The sequence below is a fragment of the Puia dinghuensis genome, from assembly GCF_014642875.1.
GTDB lineage: Bacteria > Bacteroidota > Bacteroidia > Chitinophagales > Chitinophagaceae > Puia > Puia dinghuensis.
This window is the reverse complement of record NZ_BMJC01000005.1, coordinates 423,790-444,809: the sequence shown is the minus strand read 5'-3', so window position 1 is coordinate 444,809 and position 21,020 is coordinate 423,790. Positions and strand designations below refer to the sequence as shown.

Sequence of the window (21,020 nt, the reverse complement as noted above, 5' to 3'; positions counted from 1 at the left end):
GGGTGGTCAGACCTCGTCCAGGTTGAAGGGCAACCTCCGGATGCGCTTGTTGGTTAGATCGAAGATGGCGTTGCAAAGGGCGGGAGCCAGGGGTGGGAGTCCGGGTTCGCCGACGCCGCCGGCTCTTTCGTCATTATCTACGACATGCACTTCAATTTCGGGGATCTCGTGGATGCGTGGCATGCTGTAGGTGTCGAAGTTTTTTTCCACGGCCATGCCGTCTTTGAAGTGAATATCATGTTTGGTAGCGGCGCCCAGGGCCATGACGATGCTGCCTTCCACCTGTTGACGGATGATGTCAGGGTTGACATACCAGCCGCAGTCCATGAGGGCGATGACTTTGTCGACCTTTATCTTTCCGTCGGGTTTGCGGGAGACTTTTACCACTTCGCCGACGATGCTGCTGAAGCATTCGGTGATGGCGACGCCCCATCCCTGGTTTTTGCCGCGGTCTTTCCAGCCCGAAAGGGTGATGAGCTGATCGATGAGGGCCTGGTAGCGATCGTCATCGAGGTGTTGGCGGCGGAATTCCAGCGGGTCTTTTCCTGCCGCATGCGCCAGCTCGTCGATGAAGCTCTCGTAGGCGAAGCCGTTAGTGGAGGCATAGACCGAACGCCACCACATGACGGGGATAGGCGAAACGGTGGGGATGTCGGCAAAGCTGTAATTGGTGAAGGAGTCGAAATACGGTTTGCACAGGCCCTCGGTGGTGCTGTCGTTGAAGGAGTGGGGGTCAACACCCGGGTTTTCGTGGTTCATGTTCTGAGTGGCGGTGGTGGTATGGAAGGCTTCCACGCGGCCCTCCTTGCTGAGGCCGGCTTTGCAGGCGTAGACGGCGCCTGGGCGGAAGGGGCCCTGGGTCATGTCGTCTTCGCGGGTCCAGACGACCTGGACGGGAGCCTTTATTGCCTTTGAGATGACGGCAGCTTCATGGGGGTAGTCGAGGAAAGCTTTGCGGCCGAATCCGCCGCCGAGGAAGGTCATGTTGACGGTAACCTTATCAAGGGGGACGCCCATGCGCTGGCTGAGGTCGGACTGGACCCAATCGGGTCCCTGGATGGGTCCCCAGATGGTGATCGAGTCATCTTTTACGTCGGCGATGCAGTTGAGCGGCTCCATACAGGCATGGGCCTCGTAGGGGGCTTCGTATACGGCTTCGACCTTTGTGGTTGCTTTTTGGAAGGCCCTTTCGAAGTCGCCGCTCGTGCGGTCGTTGAGGCCGGATTTTTTGAGGTCTTCGTGCATGCGGGCGAACAGCTGTTCGGAACTGAGGTGTTCGAAGCCGCTGTCATCCCAGTCAACTTTTAGCAGTTGGCGTCCCTGCATGGCGGCCCAGAGGTTGTCGGCGACGACGGCTACACCTTCCTGGAGGTGGTCGAAGACCGTTCGCTGTACAGTGATGACGTGGCGAACGCCGGGGATGGTTTTTGTTTGGGTGTCATCGAAGCTTTTGACCTTGCCGCGGATGCGGGGGCTGCGTTCGACGACGGCGTAGAGCATGCCGGGGATCTTTTTGTCGATGCCAAAGATGGCGGCCCCGTTTGTCTTTAGCGGAGTGTCCTTGCGAGGGAGAGGTTTGCCGACAAGTCTGTATTCACTGCGGGCCTTTAGTTTGGGTTCTTTTGGCGGCTGGAGTTTTGCGGCGTCTGCGACGAGATCACCGTAAGTGAAGGCTTTGCCGGTGGGCTTATGGATGATGCTGCCGTTTTCCGCGTAGCAGTCGGCCTGGTTGACGTTCCATTTTTTTGCTGCTGCTTCTGTGAGCATTTCGCGGGCGGAGGCGCCGATGCGGAGAAGATGTTTATAAGAGCCGCGGACGGTGGAGCTGCCGCCGGTGACCTGGCTGCCATATTTTTTCTGGTTTCCCGGGGCGAAGACGATGTTGATCGCTTTGAGGTCGACTTCGAGTTCTTCGGCGATCATCTGCGGGACAACCGTGTAGGCGCCCTGACCCATCTCGGCGCGGTGGGTGAGTATCGACACCTTGCCGGATCTGTCAATGGATATCCAGGTCATCAGTTCGATGGAGGTGGGGAGGGTGCCTCCGGAAGCGTTGATGATGTTTGGAGCTGAGCCGGTGTTGCAGCCGGGCAGATAGGCGCCGAGGACGAGCGCAAGGCCGGAGAGACTGGTGTCTCGTATGAATTGACGACGGGATTTCAAAGCTCTGGGTTGCATGGTTGGTTAGTTGAGTGTGGAGGCTGGTTTGGCGGAGGCTGCGGCTGTTTTTATGGCTTTGCGGATGCGGGTGTAGCAGCCGCAGCGGCAGAGGTTTCCCTGCATAGCCATATTGATATCGTCGTCGGTGGGGTGTGGATGCTTTTGCAGCAGGGCTGCTGCGGCGAGTATCTGGCCGCTTTGGCAGTAGCCGCATTGGGGAACCTGCTCATCGATCCAGGCTTTTTGCACCGGGTGGGAGTTGTCCGGGGAGAGCCCTTCGATAGTAGTGATGGGCTGGCCGGCCACTGATGATGCGGGGATAGAGCACGATCGGATGGGATTGCCGTTGAGCAGCACCGTACAGGCGCCGCATTGGGCGATGCCGCAGCCGTATTTTGTGCCTGTGAGGCCGATGATTTCACGGATGACCCAGAGAAGTGGCATTTTTTCGTCGGCTTCGATGGAGATGTTCTTTCCGTTGATGTTAAGCGTGTATTTTCCCATGGCGATGGTGTGTTTGGCGGACATAAAAGTTAGCTAATTTATTGACGCCGTGGAAAAAAATTACGGGAGCGGCAGAGGGGAGGCCGAAAGGTTGCTGAGCGCAGCGGTTTTAACAATACTTTACGTTATTGAGTGGTAAATAGATTGTTATAGATTAGTTATATACGCATTTGGGGATTTAACCTTGTACCAAATTTGCTTTCTTACAGTAGATACAAAAACAAAAAAACTCGAGATATGAAAAAGATTTTCATTTTACTGTTCTCGCTCAGCCTCGCCTTTGGCGCTTCGGCTCAGCGAGGCCATTTTGTCGGTGGCGGCGGACATTACTATGGCGGCGGCAGAACTGTCATTGTTTCCCGCCCATATTACGGTGTAGGATTCGGTTGGGGCTACCCCTATTGGGGTTGGGGTTATGGCTGGTATGGCCCCTGGTATGGACCGTATCCCGGCTATTACTACGGTTACGGCCCCATGCCCAACCAGCTGGAGCTGCAGGTACAGGATATCCGGAACGATTATTCTCAGCGGATCAAGGATGTAAGGCATGATAAGGCGCTTACGCATAGGGAAAAGAGAGATAAGATAAACCAGTTGAAAATGGATCGGGATAATGCTATCGTCCAGGCACGGCATGATTATTTCGACCGGAGCAGAAGGAATTACAATGATCATCACGGCAATTCGAACCAACCGAACCAGAATGATCAGCCACAGAACAATAACAATTCTTCCGGTGACGGTCCGGAATACCAAGATAAGTCTTCACAGGCAGGTGGACGGTAATACCTAGGGTTTGTTGATAAAATAAAGAGGCCGCTTTCGTTGCACAGGCACGGGCGGCTTCTTTATTTTTGTTGCATGAACAACAAAGTCGTTTGGATCACTGGCGCTTCCTCGGGGATCGGCGAAGCGCTCGCCTATGCTTATTCGGCCGCAGGGGCCAGGCTCCTGTTATCCAGCCGGCGGACGGAAGAATTAGAAAGGGTGAAGCAGCAATGCGCACATCCCGACCAGACACGAGTACTGCCGATGGACCTGCTGAACATCGCTTCCTTCGACGAGCGGGTGAAAGAGGCCCTTGGCGCTTTTGGACACATAGATGTCCTGATCCACAACGGAGGCGTCAGCCAGCGGGGACTTGTCCTGGATACCGAACTGTCCGTCCAACGGCAGGTGATGGAACTGGACTATTTTAGCTACGTCGCGCTGACAAAGGCCCTGTTGCCGCATTTTATCGAGCGCAAGACCGGGCATTTTGTCGTCATGAGCAGTGTCATGGGAAAGATCGGGACGCCGATGCGGAGCGCTTATGCCGCAGCGAAACATGCCCTTCATGGCTTCTTCGATTGCCTGCGAGCAGAGGTGTCACCGATGAATATCAAAGTAACCCTGCTGACACCTGGCTATATCCGGACGAACATTGCCCAGAATGCGCTCACTAAGGATGGGTCGAAGCTGGGACAAGCTTCGCAGAATATCGAAAAGGGACTGTCAGCCGACAAGGCGGCGATGAAGATGTTCAGGGCGATTGAAAAGGGGAAGTTTGAAGCGTATATCGGGAAGCCCGGAGCGGAAAAGATGGCTTTGGTGCTGAACCGGCTGGCGCCGCGGTTATTGATGCGGATGGCCCCCAAGTTTGTTCCCAAGTAACTCAACACGTTCTGCCATATGTTTAAAAGCTATTTAAAAACGGCGTGGCGAAGCCTGATGCGACACAAGAGTGCGTCACTGGTGAAGCTTTCGGGTCTTGCCATCGGCATGGCCTGCTGTATGCTCATCCTTATCTATATCAATGATGAGCTGAGCTATAATACCTTCTGCCCGCATTATAGTGACATTTATCGCGTGAACTTTGTCAAGCATGGAGATGGGGAGACGAGAGTAATGGCGGGGTCGGCAAATTCCGTAGGGCCGGCGATAGCCAAAGACGTGTCACAGGTGGCGGCCGTAGGCCGCCTATATAATCGGAGCGGGATCCTGGAGGTGAAGGAAGGAGGAGAGGTGAAACGATTCCAGGAGCCGCGGGTCTATTTTGCGGATGAGGGAGTTTTTAACGTATTCTCCATCCAGGGAGGCGATCTGAAAGCCCCCAATTCCATTGTGCTGACAAAGGAACTGGCCCGGAAATATTTTGGCAGGCAGGACGTCATAGGCCGATCGATGACCTACGAAAACGGCACCCTATTGCGGGTGACGGGTGTTGTCGACGCATTGCCGGCCAATTCCGATATTCATTTTGACGCACTAATCTCCTTTGAAACGCTTTACACCGTAGAGCCCAAAGGAATTGCCGACTTCCTGCGGAGCAACTGGTTGTATAACCCCTGCGAAACTTATGTTCTGCTAAAACCCTCTGCCTCCCTGGCCGCCGCGGAGGCTACCGTTGAACAGCTGACCCAGCGATATGGCGACGAACGCCTGAAAAAATCCTATTTCTTCTCCCTGCAGCCGCTTGCAGCGATGCATTTGCATGCTTCGGGGGTGGAGGGTAATCCCAGTACCAACAGCATTACCTATATCTATATTTTCTCGGCGATAGCTTTCCTGATCTTGCTGATGGCCAATATCAATTTTATCAATTTGTCGAATGCGCAGTCGCTGACGCGGATAGCGGAGATCGGGGTCCGGAAGGTGTCCGGGGCCGACAGCCGCCAATTGCTGTTGCAGTTCCTGGGTGAGGGTCTTTTGCTGAGTGGCATCGCCTTTGTCGTGGCCCTGCTGCTGACGCTGCCAGGGCTGAGCTTGCTGAATACCGTTACGGGTAAATCCCTGCAGCCGGATGTGTTGTTGCGGGTAAGCGTTCTGCTGGTATTTGCGGGATTGTTATTGGGGAGCGGGCTTCTGGCGGGGATCTATCCGGCGGTGTTTATCACCCGGATGCGCCTCACCGCCTTGTTGAAAGGACAGCCGGGGGACAACCGGATCAGCGGCAATCGTATCCGGCAGTCGCTGATCGTCACACAGTTTGTGATCGCTATTGCGCTGGTCACCGGCGCGATCGTGATCCAACGGCAGCTGAGCTATCTGCGGAACAAACCGCTTGGATTTGATAAGGAGCAGCTGGTGGTGCTGCCTTTGTTCGGCAAGAACCCTTCGCTGATCAACAGCGGGGTGGACGGCCCTTTACGCGCCAGGATGAAAGCTTTTGAGAACGACCTGCGGGCCAATACCGCTATTCGGGCCGTCACCCTTTCTTCGGTGTTACCGGGGGATTTTTTTGTGAGCGGTCTTGTCATCCCCGAAGGCCATACAGAGAAGGATAATATTTTTATCCCCTGGGCATCGGTGGATTATGATTTTATTCCGACCCTCGGGGCGCCGCTTGTAGCAGGGCGGGATTTTTCGAAGGCGACCGGTACGGATCATCTGCAGGCGTTTGTGATCAACGAATCTGCGGTGCGGACCTTTGGCTGGAAGAGCGCGGGGGACGCCATCGGGAAGACAATGATCCGCGGCAGCATGGAGGACGGGAAGAAGGGGCACGTCATCGGGGTAATAAAGGACTTCAATTTCGGCCGCCTCGACCGGCCCCAGCAACCGTTGATACTGGATGTGAATGTGCCGAGATTTACCACATTTGCCGTTCGGGTTAGACCGGATCATTTGCCGGAGACGATTGGGGAGATCCACCGGCTGTGGGATCGATATTTTCCGGAACGAATGTTTGAATATAGTTTTCTTGATGAGAATATCAACGCGCTGTACAATGTGCAGGAGAACCTGAGCCGACTGGTGCGTTATTTTGCGCTGATCGCGATCTTTATTTCCTGCACCGGGCTGTTCGCTCTGGCGGCGTTCATGGCGACGCAGCGGACGCGGGAGATCGGTATCCGGAAGGTGTTGGGCGCCTCTGTCGCCAGCGTGGTGGTGTTGTTGTTCAGCGATTTTCTCCGGCTGGCCGTGCTTGCCTTGTTGATTTCCATACCGTTTGCATGGTGGACGATGAACCGGTGGTTGCATGATTTTGCTTATCGCATCACGCTTAGCTGGTGGTTCTTCGCTGCTGCCGGGTTGCTTGCAGTGGGGATTGCTTTTTTGACGGTGGGGATGCAGGGACTCAGGGCCGCCAGGGTGAGTCCGGTGAGGAGTCTTAGGAATGAATGACTTCGAAGGTTGCCAGGAGATTGGTGTTTGGGTCGGGGATGAGGCTGGCGGGTTTTTCGGGGAAGGGTATTTCGACGTGGGTGGTCTTGTCGTGGATGTCGATATGTTGGAGGACGCCGTCGAGGGAGTATTCGAGCGGGAAGGTAAAGAGGTAGCCACCCTGTTGGGTAACGTCGATGATCACTGCTTTTTTACCGGCATCATATTTCCATGCGATGGTGAGCCGGGGATGACCGGGGGTTTCCAGCCATTGATGGAAGAAGCCGTGGAGGTCCCTGCCGCTGACGGATTCCATTACCTGCTCGAAGTCGGCGCTGGATGCGTTGGTATTGCGATAGGTGGCATAATAGGTGGAAATGCCTTTCCAGAAAGCGCTGTCGCCGATGGTGCGGCGCAGCATGTGGAGGACCCAGCCGCCTTTTTCATAGTTGTTGGGGTTGAGCAGCTGCATGTAATCGCTCTTCACCGTGGTGTCGACGATGGGGGTGAGCCGTTGATCCTCGAAGTCGATGACCTTTTGGCGATCGAGCCGGAGACTGCTTTTCAACGTGTCGGCGCCATATTTATTTTCCAGATAGCAGAGGGTCATATAGGTGGCGAAGCCTTCACTCAACCAGAGGTGTTTCCATTGAGTCTCGGTGGCGGCGTCACCAAACCACTGGTGGGCGATCTCGTGCGCCATGAGGGACTCGATGTCCGAGGCGCCTACCGATCCCTCGTAGTAGAAGATGGCGCTGGCATTCTCCAGTCCGCCAAAGCGCGTCTTTGATTGGACGTTGCCGCATTTCTCGAAGGGATAGGGGCCGATGTGGCTGATGTAAAATGGCAGGATTTCCAGCGCGTAGGCGTAGCTGTGAAAACCCCGGTCTTTGTTCTCCTTATAGACATAGTTCCAAACGGGTACACCCATGGCGTCGCCGGGATGATCGACGGCGAAGTCGGCTACACCGATGACCATCACCTTTGGCGAGAGGGGTTGGGATTCTTTCCAGCGGGTAAGTTTACGATGACCGGGGAGGGGTTGCTCGCCTGCAAGCTCGCCGTTGGCTACTACCGTATAGTGATCAGGAGCCGTGATGTTGAAAGAGACGGTTGCCTTGTCGGATGGATGGTCGACGCAGGGCAGCCAGTTGTGGGCACGGTTTGGCCAGTTGTCGCCAAAGAAGCCGCGGCTGCCAAACTTATTAAGCGAGATGATGAGCCCGTCGGCGGGAATACCTTCGTATTTGATCTTATAAGTATGCTGCCCGCCGGGAGCGCCCGGGGTATGGATGATCAGCTGCTCGCTTTGCTGGGTGAAGCGAATCGGAGTATTGCCTTCTTTGATAGTTGTGACGGTCATGCCCTTTCCTTCGCTGTTGCGGCGGGTGAGGTCGAGGGCAAATTCGGGGATATTCTCCCTGAAGGTGAGCGTGATCGCTGCTTCGCCGTGGATATTGTTGGTGCTGTCGCTGAGTGTGAGCGAGAATTCATAGTGCTGTACGTCGATGGCCGGGTTGTATGGTTGTGCGTACAGCCAGCAAGGGAGAACCAGGAGGAAGACGAGGGTAAGACGGATGAAATGTCGGCGCATCGGGAGTCATTTAGACCAGGAAAGTTATACCAAAATCCCGGTATGCGGAAATGCCGGGTATATGGTATGGCGCCCTGGCGGGTGTACCTGGCGAGGATATTCTGGTGTTTTTTGTTATCTTAATGACCTGATGTCGTACCAAAGCAGGATTACGTTTGTGGTATGCCTGGGTTTGTTCCTGGGCACAGCGGTGTGTTCTTCCCAGGGCCGGGATGATTCGTTGAGAGCGGCGCTGGAGCATGCCACTACCGACAGTCAACGAGCCAGATGCCTGTATGCACTGGGGGTGCGGGCACAAGAAGATAAAAGGGACTACTCCACGGCGCTTGCCCATTACCGGCAGGCGCTTGCGCTCGATGCGGCGGCCCATTCCTATAGGCGAATGCTGACGGATTATGCGACAGTCCTGAACATCTATTTCTATTTAGGCGATTACCCCGCAGCGATGAAGGCGGCTACCGAGGAGCTTGCGCTGGCCGAAGAGCGACGCGACTCCTTGCAGATGGCGAAGTCCTATAATACGATCGGGTTTATTTACAGCCGGCAGAGCAATATCCACGAGTCAGGAGCTTACTATGCCTTATGCCTCGACCTGTCGGCGAAGGCGAAGGACAGCTTACTGATGGCCGATGCCTATTCCAGCATCGGGGAGCTGAAAGCCGAAGGGAATCACTTTGGCGAGGCGCTGGCCTCCCTTTTCAAGGCCTATGACCTGTATGCGTATCTCCGAGCTACGGAAAGGGTGGTGCATACTGCGTACAGGATAAGCCAGGTGTACAAGGGGATGCAGAATTATAGAGAGGCGCTGATCTTTTCCGAAAAGACGTTGAAGGATATTGAAACGGCCCCCTGGTACAATGAATACGACCGGGCGCTCTACTATATCAATGCCGGGGATATCTACAAAGGCCTGGGTGATTTCCCGCGCGCGGTGAACATGACGCGCCGTGGGCTGGCCATTGCCCTGCGGATCAGGCACCGGGAAGATGTGCAGGATGCCTGGTGTTCGCTGGCTGACATTTATGCCCGGCAGCACCGGTATGACAGTGCTTTTTTTTATTATAAACTGTATGCGGCGTTGAAGGATTCGATCATCAATGACCGGAGCCGGCAGGAGATTGCGGAGATACACGAGCGTTATGCGGCGGACAGGAAGGATAAAGAGATCGCGCTGCAAAAGGAGTTGCTGGCCCGGCAGCGTCTCTGGAAGAATATACTTTTGGTTTCCTTCGTTTTCCTCGTCGCTTTTATCCTGTTGTTGTATAACAGGCGACGCCTGAAGCAGCGGGCGGATTATGAAGTAAAGCTGAGCCGGCAGCGGAACGATCTTTTTGGCGCTGTCATCATGGCCCAGGAGAACGAGCGGAAGCGGATAGCGCAGGATATCCATGATACGTTGGGGTCGTTGCTTTCGGCGGCCAAGCTCAACCTCTCAGCATTGGATGAGGGCTTTCTTCGTTCCGATCAGGTACCGCGATACAGGACCAGTTTGAAGTTGCTGGATGAGGTTTCGGCCGAGCTGCGGAATGTCGCTCATAATATCATGCCTGCGGGTCTGTCGAAGATAGGTTTGCCTGCTGCCATGAAAGGGTTGTTGGATTCGCTGGCAAACCCGTCGGGATTGAAGGTAAGCTATAGCTTTTATGGTTTTGAAGAGCGGCTGCCCGAGGAGGTGGAGATCAGCGTATACCGAATTTTGCTGGAGCTGGTGAACAATGTGATCAAGCATGCGGGTGCGAGTTTGCTGACCGTCCAGATGATAAAGTATCCGGCGTATATCAATATTATTGTGGAAGATGATGGGGTCGGGCTGGGGGCTGCGCAGGGTTCGGGGCCGGGGAAGGGAATGGGATTGGGGAATATTCGGAGTCGGGTGGGCTATCTGAAGGGAACGATGGAGATCGATTCGAAAGAGGGGACCGGAACGACCGTATTAATAGAAATACCTTGTTGAAAATGATAACTGATAGAACCATACGATTATTGATCGCGGATGATCACAAAGTAGTGCTGGACGGCCTGGTGGCGTTGTTGCAGGAAGAGAGTAGTTTTTCGATAGAGGCCACCGCCCACAACGGCAGACAGGTGCTGGAGCTTGTGCGGCGTCATCCTTTTGATATCTGCCTGCTGGACATTAATATGCCGGAACTGGATGGGATCGAAACGACCCGGTTGTTAAAAGAGGAGCGGCCGGAAGTGAAGATCATCATTCTTACGACCTATGATGAAAAGGAGATCATCAACCGGCTGTTGCAGATTGGGGTGGCGGGGTATGTGCTGAAGAATTCGACCCGCCAGGAGCTGGTGAATGCGATTAAGAAAGTGGCGGAGGGCGGGTTTTATTTTAGTGATGAGGTGCAGACTTCCATTCTGAATGATTATGCGCAGGCAGAGAAACCATCGAAGGGAGAGCCGGAGGTGATGCTGACCCGGCGGGAGATAGAAGTATTGGACCTGTTGTCGCAGGAGTACACCAACGATGATATTGCGAATGCGCTGAATATCAGTTTCCGGACGGTAGAGACGCATCGGAAGAATATGATGCAGAAGACGGGTGCGAGCAACCTGGCCGGGCTGCTGCGGTATGCGTATAGCAAGGGGTTGCTAAAATAGTGGTCCGGCGCGGGTTTCGCGGACAGCGGGGGCGATCTGGCGGCGGGTGAGGCCGCGGGCTAGACCTTGGCCAGGTTGAAGGGTAGTTTGCGGATGCGCTTGCCTGTGGCATTGAAGACCGCGTTGCAGAGGGCCGGTGCTATGGGTGGCAGGCCGGGTTCGCCTACGCCTTTGATCTTCGGTCCGCCGTCGGCCAGCACATGCACTTCTACTTGCGGTACTTCGTTGATGCGGAGCATGCGGTTATTGTGGAAGTTGGTCTGGATCGACTGACCTTTTTCGAAGGTGATGGCGTCCTTTGTTGCGGCGATGATGCCCATGATGATGGCACCTTCGGTATTGAGACGAACCATGTCGGGGTTGACGACGGTTCCCAGATCGATGACACAATGGACCTTTTCGATTTTTATACTTCCATCCGTTCGGGTAGAGACTTCTACGACCTGCCCGCATAGTCCTGCGAAGAATTCATATTGGGCGACGCCCCGTCCCCAGCCTTTTGGCAAGGGTTTATCCCAATTGGATACCTCTCTGAGTTTGTTAAGCACTTTCTTTGTGTCGGAATCCTGTGTCAGCATATCCAGGCGGAACAGCAGCGGGTCTTTGCCGGCGGCAACCGCCATTTCATCGATAAAGCACTCATGGGCGAAGGCCAGGGTGCTGCTGGTGACCGATCGCCAGGGCTGCATGGGAATATGGATATCGGCGAAGACATAGGCCGTATGCATGTTGGGGATCTCATATTTCTGGTCGGCGATGCCTTCGGTCATGGAGCGATCGGGCTTGGTCTTATCATATTTGTCCGATTTTGTCGCGCTTATCGAGGGGGAGATGACCTTGTGCTGGAAGGCGAGAGCTTTCCCATCGGCCGATACGGCGCCCTTCATCGCGGAGAAGGTCATGGGACGGAAGGGGCCCAATTGGATATCGTCTTCGCGGGTCCAGATGACCTTTACTGGCTTGCCTATGGCTTTTGAGATGCCGGCGGCTTCGCCTGCATAGTCGGCAGCGAGCCGGCGGCCGAACCCGCCGCCCAGGAAAGAGATGTGGGGGGTGATATTGTCGGCGGGGATGCCGAGGGTGGTAGCCAGTTCGCGTTTGACGATGTCGGCGCCTTGGCAGGAAGTCCAGATATCCACCTTGTCGCCTTCCTGCCAGTGAGCGAGGCAGTTCATGGGCTCCATGGTTGCGTGGGCTACCACGGGTGTTTCGTATAGGGCTTCCAGTTTATGGGTGGCATCTGCGTCTGTCATGGCTTTGTTGAAGTCGCCGGTGTCTTTGACGGTGAGGCCGTCGTTTGCTGCGAGGTCGCGGAGGTGTTGTTCGTAATCCTTTGTATTGAACGAATCGAAGCCCTGATGGTCCCATTGTACTTTGAGGGCTCTGCGGCCTTTGAGGGCGGCCCAATAATTTTCGGCGATGACGGCCACGCCTTCGTAGCGGTTTTTTCCCAGGACGCGTTCAGCCTTTACCGTTTTGATGACCCCTTTGACTTTGAGGGTGGCGGTGTCGTCGTAGCTAACCAGCTTGCTGCCGAAGACCGGGCATCTTTCTACAGAGGCATAGACCATGCCGGGTACTTCCATATCGATGCCGTAGACTGCTTTGCCGTTGACCTTTAGCGGGACATCCGGCCGGGCCACCGACTTACCGAGTATTTTGAAATCTTTGGGGTCTTTCAAGACTGGATTGGCGGGTACCGGCAGGTTTGCTGCGGCGGAGGCCAGATCGCCATATCCCAGTTTTTTGCCGCTGGGCCGGTGGATGATCTGTGCATCTTCTGCATAGCATTCTTCCACGGGGACACCCCATTGGGTTGCGGCGGCGCTGCGTAACATTTCACGGGCGGTGGCGCCTACCTTTCGCAGATTTGCATATTGGCCTCTGACGGATGAGCTGCCGCCGGCGGACTGGCCGGGGATATCTTTCTGGCCGCTGCTGGTGATGATCGTCACCTGGTCGAGACTCACCTCCAACTCTTCGGCTATGAGGGACGGTACCGACTGGTATGTGCCCTGGCCCATTTCCGGCTTGGGATTGATAAGGGTGATCTTACCGGTGGGTTCAATGATGATATAGGGTGTGATGTTGGCGTTTGCCGGTGGGGCGTTGCCGATGCCGGGCAGGCCGGTCAGCGGCAGGGAGGATGCGTTGATGCGGGTGATGGCGGCTTCTGCTGTGTCGACGGCGGTGATGCCCAGGATGAAGGCGAGCCCGGAGAGGCCTGTATGTTTCAGGAATTCGCGGCGGGCAATGGTATGTTTTTCAGAAGACATGATTGGCGATTTGGTTGGTGAATAAGACTGCGGCTTGGGGCGGCCCTTGTCGCGGCTTGTGGGTGCTACCGGGGTCAGCCATGGAGCACCGGTTTTTTCAGGGAGGCCGGCGGGGCCTGGTGGGAAGCCGCGGAGTGGATCGCTTTCCGGATGCGTGAATAGCAGCCGCAGCGGCAGATATTGCCTTGCATGGCGATGTCGATATCGGCATCGGTAGGTTTTGGCGTGTGTTTGAGCAGCGCGACGGCGCTCATGATCTGGCCCGACTGGCAATAACCGCATTGGGGAACCTGTTCGTCTATCCAGGCTTTCTGTACGGATTCCCCCAGGGTGTTGCCCGTGAGTCCTTCGATGGTTGTGATCTTCTGGCCTGCTACTGCCGAAACGGGGATACTGCAGGATCTTACCGCACTGGAACCAAGATGGACTGTACAGGCGCCGCATTGAGCGATGCCGCATCCGAATTTGGTACCCTTCAACCCCAGTAGATCGCGGATCACCCAGAGCAAGGGCATATCCGGTTCGGCGTCCACCTGGACAGGTCGGTTGTTAACAGTGAATGAGTGGATGGCCATAGCGTAGATTTTAGTATAAATATACCCTAAATTGTGCTATTTTAGCGACTCACAATTTCGTTAGCGTGGCAGAATATTTGAATTGTCCCAAGTGGTTTCACCGGTTGCCTTCGATTTATAAGCTGATTGTCAGTCTTGTCGTCGCCACAATCATTTCTGCTTGTTTACTGTCGATCCCGATGGAAGGTATGACGAGGGTCATGATCGGGTGGGATTGTTTTAGCGTTTGCATGATCATTATTTCTGTGGTCATCTTTTCCAGTATGCGGCCGAGGCAGATACGGGTGCTGGCCAAACAGGAAGATGCCGGGCGGATTATTGTATTCCTTATCGTGCTGGCGGCTATTTTGGGCAGCCTGCTGGGGGTGTTGTTGTTATTGGGGAACAAGGAACATTGGCTGCTAAGCAAGGGGATGGAGACGTTTATTTACATTACGGGAGTCATCTGCAGTTGGAATCTGCTGCATATCATGTTTGCCTACCGGTATGCCCTGCTGTACTATGGGGAGCATCCGTTGGACCCCGATCAGCATACTGTGGGCCTGCAGATACCGAATGAGCTGTGGCCGGATTATCTTGACTTCGCCTATTTTTCTTTTGTCATCGGGATGACCTTCCAGGTATCCGATATCGAGATCTCTTCACGGCTGATACGCCGGCTGGCCCTGGTGCACGGGCTGCTTTCCTTTCTTTTTAATACGGTGATCGTGGCGTTGACGATCAATGTGATCGTTGATTTGAAGAGCTAGATCCTACCTGAACCGGTCGGAGATGGTGTAAAAAACCCTGTCGTTGAGGCGGAAGAAGACTTCTGCGTTGATCTTGCGGAGGTGGCGGCGGCGGCGGCTGGCGAAGAGGCGGCCTTTGCTGTCGTAATATTGCGGTTGCTGGAAGTAGGTGAGGATGTAGTATTTCTTATTTACAAAGGGGGAGTTGAAGGCCCGGGGCCAGAGGGAGAGATAAATGAGCGAGTGTTTCTGGTCTTCGACATAATAGTCGAGCTTGTCGATCCAGGTGCATTCCATTGTGCGCATCCGGTTGATGAGCCAATTGACGGGAACGGTATCGTAGCCGAATTTCAGCAGGGTATCCTGGAGCCGGGGTTCGCCTACGCGGTATTCATAGATGTACGTGAGGGTGTCGGTGATGAGTTCGAGCGAGACGCGGTCGAAGGGGCGGTCCGTGAATTCGATGGAAAAAGGTTTGTTGCGATAGGCGCGGCGATAGGTGTCTTCGATGCTGTCCAGGGCAGAGTGATGTTTATGGTAATAGTTGGTAATGTTGAGGCGGGTGCAGGAGGTTACCAGGACGAGCATCGCCGCGATGATGAAGTAATATGGAGAGCGGTTGGTCATTTGTTGTCCGTTGGAGGGGTGCAATGGCTGACGCCGAAGAGGATTCTTTTCAGGAAGTGGAGGTCCATCTGCCGCAGCGTCCTGCCGCCGTAATCCCAATATACGATGTCGACCCAGTCTTCCTGGCCGGGGATCCTGTGGATCTGCTCGAGGACGATATAATGGGTGGGGAACCTGCTTTTGAACTTATTGTGGTTTTTCTTATGCAGATAGGTATTGTTGACATAAAGATACGTCGTGCCGGTGGTGAGGCAGTTAGTGAGATAGTCGAACAAATGGGGGATATGCGGGCGAAGGACATCGGAGCCGCGGGCTTCCACCTGCCAGCCCAGCAGCTGGCGGATCATGCGGTTGAACTTGCCATAGTTGACGGCTGCCCAGAAGGTGTCTTCTGAGCCGGGGTGAAAGCGGCGGTTGAAGAAGTTGAGATAGCTGCGAAAATGATCGGCCAGGATGAGGAACCAGATCTGATCTGCGTGGCGGATGTCGAGGATGCCTTTGAAGTGAAGGGTTCCCGCCGCCTGGTGGATAGCGGGTGAAGTTTCGAAGGAAATATTGTTCCAGGTGGCTTTCCCGTCGAGATAGAGAGACAGCATGAACCGGGTATAGCTGAGGGGATCGTCCTGCAGCGGGAGGTAGGACAGGGCGGCGTAGCCACAGAAGTTGGTATTGCTGCCTTGATAGATCTTTAGGGGGAAGTTGATATTGGCCTTAAGGTTTTCGATGAAAAGGGACAGCTTGACATTAGGCCACCAGATGCTGGAATCGGGGAGTTTGGTGTTTCTCAGCAGCAGAAGTGCCTGCTCAGGAGTGGATGAGACGTGGCCGGTGTTGGGAGGGAGACGCCAGATGGTGTCGGAAGAGAGACGCCACGTGATGTCGGCGGGGGCCGGGAGGGTGAACCCTGTGTTCGAGCATAACAGGCAGACTATAAATAGTTTGATCCTGGACGACATAGCTGCAAATGTACCGGATATTGGTTAACTTCCCCGGCTTAAAAGACAAGATATATGCACTATAGATGTTGGTTAGTATTTGCCCTGAGTTGGTTTGTTTGCTTCCCGGGGATGGCGCAGATGGGCGGGGTGGCCCGGTCGAATGAGAACCGGCTTTGGTACCGGAAGCCGGCGGCGGTGTGGACGGAGGCCTTGCCTGTGGGGAATGGACGGCTTGGGGCCATGGTATTTGGCGGAGCGGAAGACGAATGGATCGCGTTGAATGAGGCTACACTGTGGTCGGGTGGACCGGTACCGGCTTCGATCAATCCCGATGCAAAACAATACCTGCCGGCTTTGCGGAAGGCGGTGATGGCGGAGGATTACCCCGAGGCTGAACGGCTGGCGCGGATGATGCAAGGCGTGTGGTCGGAGAGTTATCTGCCGCTGGGCGATCTGCGGATACACCAGGAACTGGGTGGGCAGGCGCCATCGACGTATTACCGGGAGTTGAATATCCGGGATGCGGTGGCGAGGACTGTTTATACCGTCAATGGAGTGAAGTATACACGCGAGGTATTTGCTTCGGCGCCCGACCAGGTGATGGTGGTACGATGGACTTCCAGCAAGGATGGAGGACTCGATGTGCGCATCGGTGGGGCGAGTCAGTTGCGATGTGAGAAGAAGGCGCAGGGGGTATTATGGGGAATGGCTGGAAAGGCGCCGGCGCATGTGGAGCCAAGTTATGTGAACAGCAATAACCCGGTGATCTATGATGATGCCGATAGCTGCAGGGGGATGCGGTGGACGATGATGACCAAGGTAGTGAATAAAGGTGGGAAGGTGACTGTGGATACGGGTGGAATAGCGGTGAAAGGGGCTTCCGAGCTGGTGCTGTATATTTCGATGGCGACGAGTTTTAATGGGGCTTTGCGGTGTCCGGATGGGCAGGAGATGGTGCGGGCGCGGAAGTGGCTGGACCTGGCGACGGCGAAACCATATGCTTCGTTGTGGGCGGATCATGAGGCGGATGTGCACCGATATTTCGACCGGGTGGCGTTGCGGCTGGGGACGGTGGCTGCCGCGGAGGGGATGCCTACCGACGAGCGATTGGCGGCGTATACGAAGAGTGGAAGTGACCCTGGTTTGGAAGCGCTGTATTTTCAGTATGGACGATACCTGTTGATAAGCAGTAGCAGGACGCCGGGTGTGCCGGCCAATTTGCAGGGCATCTGGAACGAGGAACTGCGGGCGCCATGGTCATCCAACTATACGACCAATATCAATGTTCAGATGAATTACTGGCTTGCAGAAGAATGTAATTTATCCGAGATGCATGCGCCGGTGTTCGGGTTGATCCAGGCGATGGCGGTGACGGGCCAGCGGGCGGCGACCGAATTCTATGGCGCCGCGGGATGGGTGGTGCATCATAATTCGGATATCTGGGCTCTGGCGACGCCGGTGGGTGACAAAGGAAAAGGAGAGCCCAAGTGGGCCAACTGGGCGATGGGCGGAGCCTGGATAGTGCGTGATCTGTGGGAGCATTACCGGTATACGGGTGACATCGGCTTTTTGCGGGATACGGCCTATCCTTTGATGAAGGGAGCGGCGGAATTTATTCTCGACTGGCTGGTGCCTGATAGTGCGGGCCGGTTGGTGACGGCGCCGTCGATGTCGCCGGAGAATGATTTTATTTATGGAGACAAGAAAGTGGCGGATGTTTCGGTCGCGACGACGATGGATATGGGGATTGTCCGTGATCTGTTCGATAATATATTAGCGGCCGAAAAAGTGATTGGTGGCGATGCGGCTTTTGTAGCGCAAATAACAGCGGCCCAGCGCTGGCTATTCCCTTACCAGGTGGGTTCGCAGGGCCAGCTGCAGGAGTGGTATAAGGACTATCCCTCGCCGGACCCGCATCACCGGCATGTATCGCATTTGTATTCGTTGTATCCGGCCAACGAGATCTCCGTGAGTGGAAAGCCGGCCCTTGCAGCAGCGGCGAAGAAGGCGCTGGAACTGCGGGGGGATGAAGGGACGGGCTGGAGCATGGCCTGGAAAGTGAATCTGTGGGCGAGGCTACAAGATGGGGACCACGCTTATCGGTTGTTTAGAAACCTGTTGCGGCTGACGCGGGAGAACGATATACAGTATCATGGCGGCGGGGGCGCTTATCCCAATCTTTTTGATGCGCATCCGCCTTTCCAGATTGACGGGAATTTTGGCGGGGCGGCGGGGATTGCCGAAATGCTGTTGCAGAGCCAGGATGGGGATGTTCATTTGTTGCCCGCGTTGCCGGGGGCGTGGGCTACGGGTGCCTTCAGGGGACTGGTGGCGCGCGGCGGGTTTGTTGTGGATGCCGAGTGGGATAAGGGACAGGTGGTAAAGGCGACGATCGTGCCACGGGTGGATGGCGTCTGCCGGGTGAGGACGGCTGTGCCCTTGCGAGTGGAGGGGACGGGTGAGCAATCCCGGCCGGAAGGAAATGAGTGGGTGTTGATGCTGCGGGTGAAGAAGGGACAAATTATTCACTGCGTAACGCCTGGACGGGGTTAGCGGTGGCGGCGCGCCAGCAGCGGAACCCGATGGTAAGCAAGGCTATCACCAGGGTCAGCACCAGCGAAAGAACGAATACCGACCAGCCGACGTCGATGCGATACGAAAATTCCCGGAGCCAGACATGGATGGCCCACCAGGACAATGGCCAGGAAAGTAGGTTGCCGATTAGCACCGGGGTAATGAAATCCAGGGAAAGCAGGCGGACCAGGCCGGTGGTGCTGGCGCCGATGACCTTGCGGATGCCGATCTCGCGGGTGCGGATCTCCGCTGCATAGGCGGCCAGGCCAAAGAGCCCCAGGCAGGAGATGAGAATAGAGAAAATGGAAAAAGTTTTCAGGATCGTACTCATATTATCTTCTTTCCGATAGAGACCGGAAATGCGGTCGTCGAGGAATCCATAATCAAACAAGTCAGAAGGAGCGATCTTTGCAATCTTATTCCGCAGCCAGGCGATGGTTTGCGGCGTCCTGCCTGCGCGGATGCGCACCAGCAGATTGCCGTTCCATTCCGGTTTGTATTCCATTACCAGCGGTTCGATCTGGTGGTGGAGGGAGGCGAAGTTGAAATCTTTTACGACGCCTACCACTTTTCCTTTTCTACCTACCGATGTGTTTTCAATGTCGGCGCCCAGGGGATGTTGCAATCCGAGGACGCGGGCGGCTGTTTCGTTGATGATAAAGTTGGTCGTGTCGTGAAAGCTTCGCGAAAAATTGCGGCCTTCTGCCAGGGGAATATGCAAGACGTCGAGGTAATGATCATCGATGCGCATCAGGTTGACGTCCGGGTATTGTTTGCCGGCTTCCCGGTGGACGGGCATGACGCTTTCCTGGCTGAGATCGTCACCGATGAGGTTTGTCGTCGTGCCGGCGGCGAGGATGTCGGGATTGCTGAGAAATTCTGTATTCAACCAATCGGGATGGCTGAGCAGCCGGTCTTTCATATCGCCATAATAGCGGATGACGGCCACCTGTTCTTTGTCAAAACCCAACTGCTTGTCGTGAAACAGGGTCATCTGGCGATAGACCAGGAAGGTGGAGACGATGAGAAAGCCGGCGGCGATGAATTGGAAGACGACAAGGCTTTTCCGAAGCAGGGAGGCGGGGGAGCCTGGGGTTTTATTGGATTTTAAAGAAGCGGCTGTGTCGAAGCCGGAAATAAACAGGGCGGGGAACAGCCCCGAGAGCAGCCCGATGCCGGAGACGAGGGTGGCAATGATGAGCAGGTTAGCCGGTAGGAAAAACCAGGCGGGTGTAACATGCCGGCCGGTTAGATCGTCGTAGAAGGGAAGGGCTATTTGGGCGAGCAGGATGGCGAGGCAGCCGGAGAGGATGGTCAGGAGCAGTGCTTCCCCCAGGAATTGCCCGGTGATCTGCCAGCGGGCAGCGCCCAACACCTTACGCACGGCTATCTCTTTCAGCCGTTTGAGGGCCTGGGTGGTAAAGAGGTTGACGAAGTTGATACCTGCGATGAGCCCGATGAGGATGGCGACGGCGATGAAGATATAAATATAGAGGATGTTGCTGTTGGGCCCCATTTCCTGGATGAGGTCGGAATGGAGGTGAATATCGGTGATAGGCTGCAAGCGGGCTTTGGCGGCATCCGCGGCAGCGTCGGTGGGGCTCATGTCGTGACGGTAGGCAGTGTAAAAATCTTTTAGCCGGGCGTTGACCTTTTGGATGTCTTCGGGATGTCGGAGCAGGATATAGGTCCAGCCGAACATCCAATTCCTGTTTTGGACTGCGCCCGGGTTATAGAAAGAGTGCATCGGGATCAGGTAGTCGAAGTGGAGGTGGGTGTTTGCGGGGAGGTCTTCGATGACGGCTTTTACGAACAGGTCATTTTTGTCGTCGAAGACCAGTTTTTGTCCGATGGGGTCGGCTTTTCCAAAGAATCGGAAGGCGGCCGACCGGGTGAGGACGATGGAGCCGGGTATGGAGAGGGCGCTGAAAGGGTCGCCCAGCACTGTTTGCAGATCGAAGACCTGCATGACGGAGGAGTCCGCGAAATAGCCTTGCATGACGCCTTTTTTCCCGTCAGTGGTGTGCCAGACGTTTTGGCCAGCGCCGCTAAAGCGGGCGGTGGTGCTGATCTGCGGGAAGTATTTCATCATTTCACCTGCCAGGGGCGGTGAGGATTTGGACCATTCGGTGGAGACGACGCGATAGATGCGGTCGTGTTTTGGGAAATTCTTGTCATAGCTGAGCTCTTCTTTTACGTGGAGTCCGAGCAGCAGGATACAAGCGATACCCAGGGAGAGACCCAGCACGTTGAGAAAGCTGTAGGTCTTTTGCCGGAAGAAGTTGCGGATGGCGACGGTGAGGAAGTTTTTCAGCATGGTAATTGTGCGACATAGTTAGTGCCAG

The 21,020-nt window shown here is 55.2% G+C and carries 15 protein-coding genes; 7 read left to right on the top strand and 8 right to left on the bottom strand.

From position 1 onward, the window contains the following. Nucleotides 1-6: 6 nt before the first annotated feature. Nucleotides 7-2,178 (bottom strand): xanthine dehydrogenase family protein molybdopterin-binding subunit, encoded by a 2,172-nt coding sequence (locus tag IEY39_RS23455; protein WP_188936307.1) that lies wholly within the window; start codon nucleotides 2,176-2,178, stop codon nucleotides 7-9. 6 nt (nucleotides 2,179-2,184) lie between these two features. Further along, nucleotides 2,185-2,688 carry a (2Fe-2S)-binding protein gene (locus IEY39_RS23450; RefSeq protein WP_308423260.1) on the bottom strand — a complete coding sequence of 168 codons (504 nt, stop codon included), beginning with the start codon at nucleotides 2,686-2,688 and terminating at the stop codon, nucleotides 2,185-2,187. A 213-nt stretch (nucleotides 2,689-2,901) separates the two neighbouring features. Between IEY39_RS23450 and IEY39_RS23445 the strand changes: the two genes are divergently transcribed. From IEY39_RS23445 to IEY39_RS23435, 3 genes are all read left to right on the top strand, one after another. Further along, on the top strand, nucleotides 2,902-3,450 hold the full coding sequence (locus tag IEY39_RS23445; protein WP_188936305.1) for a hypothetical protein: 549 nt from the start codon (nucleotides 2,902-2,904) through the stop codon (nucleotides 3,448-3,450). Between the two features lie 75 nt (nucleotides 3,451-3,525). After that, complete coding sequence (locus IEY39_RS23440; RefSeq protein ID WP_188936303.1) at nucleotides 3,526-4,317, top strand: SDR family oxidoreductase; 792 nt, start codon at nucleotides 3,526-3,528, stop codon at nucleotides 4,315-4,317. Between the two features lie 18 nt (nucleotides 4,318-4,335). Then, entirely contained in the window at nucleotides 4,336-6,771 is a 2,436-nt protein-coding gene (locus IEY39_RS23435; RefSeq protein ID WP_188936301.1) for an ABC transporter permease, read from the top strand. Here IEY39_RS23435 and IEY39_RS23430 read toward each other — a convergent pair. After that, nucleotides 6,758-8,344, bottom strand: a complete 1,587-nt coding sequence (locus IEY39_RS23430; RefSeq protein ID WP_188936299.1) for a M1 family metallopeptidase — start codon at nucleotides 8,342-8,344, stop codon at nucleotides 6,758-6,760. The genes IEY39_RS23435 and IEY39_RS23430 overlap by 14 nt on opposite strands. A 130-nt stretch (nucleotides 8,345-8,474) precedes the next feature. Here IEY39_RS23430 and IEY39_RS23425 point away from each other — a divergent pair, with 130 nt between their 5' ends. Continuing rightward, nucleotides 8,475-10,298, top strand: coding sequence for an ATP-binding protein (locus IEY39_RS23425; RefSeq protein WP_188936297.1), 1,824 nt, complete (start codon nucleotides 8,475-8,477; stop codon nucleotides 10,296-10,298). Nucleotides 10,299-10,300: 2 nt separating this feature from the next. Beyond that, nucleotides 10,301-10,957, top strand: coding sequence for a response regulator (locus IEY39_RS23420; protein WP_188936295.1), 657 nt, complete (start codon nucleotides 10,301-10,303; stop codon nucleotides 10,955-10,957). A gap of 59 nt (nucleotides 10,958-11,016) precedes the next feature. Here the strand turns inward: IEY39_RS23420 and IEY39_RS23415 are convergent, their stop codons facing one another. Further along, nucleotides 11,017-13,233, bottom strand: a complete 2,217-nt coding sequence (locus IEY39_RS23415) for a xanthine dehydrogenase family protein molybdopterin-binding subunit (protein ID WP_188936293.1) — start codon at nucleotides 13,231-13,233, stop codon at nucleotides 11,017-11,019. A gap of 74 nt (nucleotides 13,234-13,307) precedes the next feature. Further along, nucleotides 13,308-13,808: a (2Fe-2S)-binding protein gene (locus IEY39_RS23410; RefSeq protein WP_188936291.1), complete on the bottom strand. Its 501-nt coding sequence runs from the start codon at nucleotides 13,806-13,808 to the stop codon at nucleotides 13,308-13,310. 230 nt (nucleotides 13,809-14,038) lie between these two features. Here IEY39_RS23410 and IEY39_RS23405 point away from each other — a divergent pair, with 230 nt between their 5' ends. After that, entirely contained in the window at nucleotides 14,039-14,557 is a 519-nt protein-coding gene (locus IEY39_RS23405; RefSeq protein ID WP_229689054.1) for a DUF1345 domain-containing protein, read from the top strand. 3 nt (nucleotides 14,558-14,560) lie between these two features. Here IEY39_RS23405 and IEY39_RS23400 read toward each other — a convergent pair whose 3' ends face one another. Both IEY39_RS23400 and IEY39_RS23395 read right to left on the bottom strand, forming a co-directional pair. Further along, nucleotides 14,561-15,163: a hypothetical protein gene (locus tag IEY39_RS23400; protein WP_188936289.1), complete on the bottom strand. Its 603-nt coding sequence runs from the start codon at nucleotides 15,161-15,163 to the stop codon at nucleotides 14,561-14,563. Next, on the bottom strand, nucleotides 15,160-16,119 hold the full coding sequence (locus IEY39_RS23395; RefSeq protein WP_188936287.1) for a hypothetical protein: 960 nt from the start codon (nucleotides 16,117-16,119) through the stop codon (nucleotides 15,160-15,162). The genes IEY39_RS23400 and IEY39_RS23395 overlap by 4 nt, the downstream gene beginning before the upstream one ends. A 54-nt stretch (nucleotides 16,120-16,173) precedes the next feature. On the opposite strand from IEY39_RS23395, the gene IEY39_RS23390 reads away from it, so the two are divergent. Next, nucleotides 16,174-18,654 carry a glycoside hydrolase family 95 protein gene (locus IEY39_RS23390; RefSeq protein ID WP_188936285.1) on the top strand — a complete coding sequence of 827 codons (2,481 nt, stop codon included), beginning with the start codon at nucleotides 16,174-16,176 and terminating at the stop codon, nucleotides 18,652-18,654. On the opposite strand, the gene IEY39_RS23385 is transcribed toward IEY39_RS23390, so the two are convergent. After that, nucleotides 18,623-20,992 (bottom strand): FtsX-like permease family protein, encoded by a 2,370-nt coding sequence (locus tag IEY39_RS23385; protein WP_188936283.1) that lies wholly within the window; start codon nucleotides 20,990-20,992, stop codon nucleotides 18,623-18,625. The genes IEY39_RS23390 and IEY39_RS23385 overlap by 32 nt on opposite strands. Nucleotides 20,993-21,020: the final 28 nt, after the last annotated feature.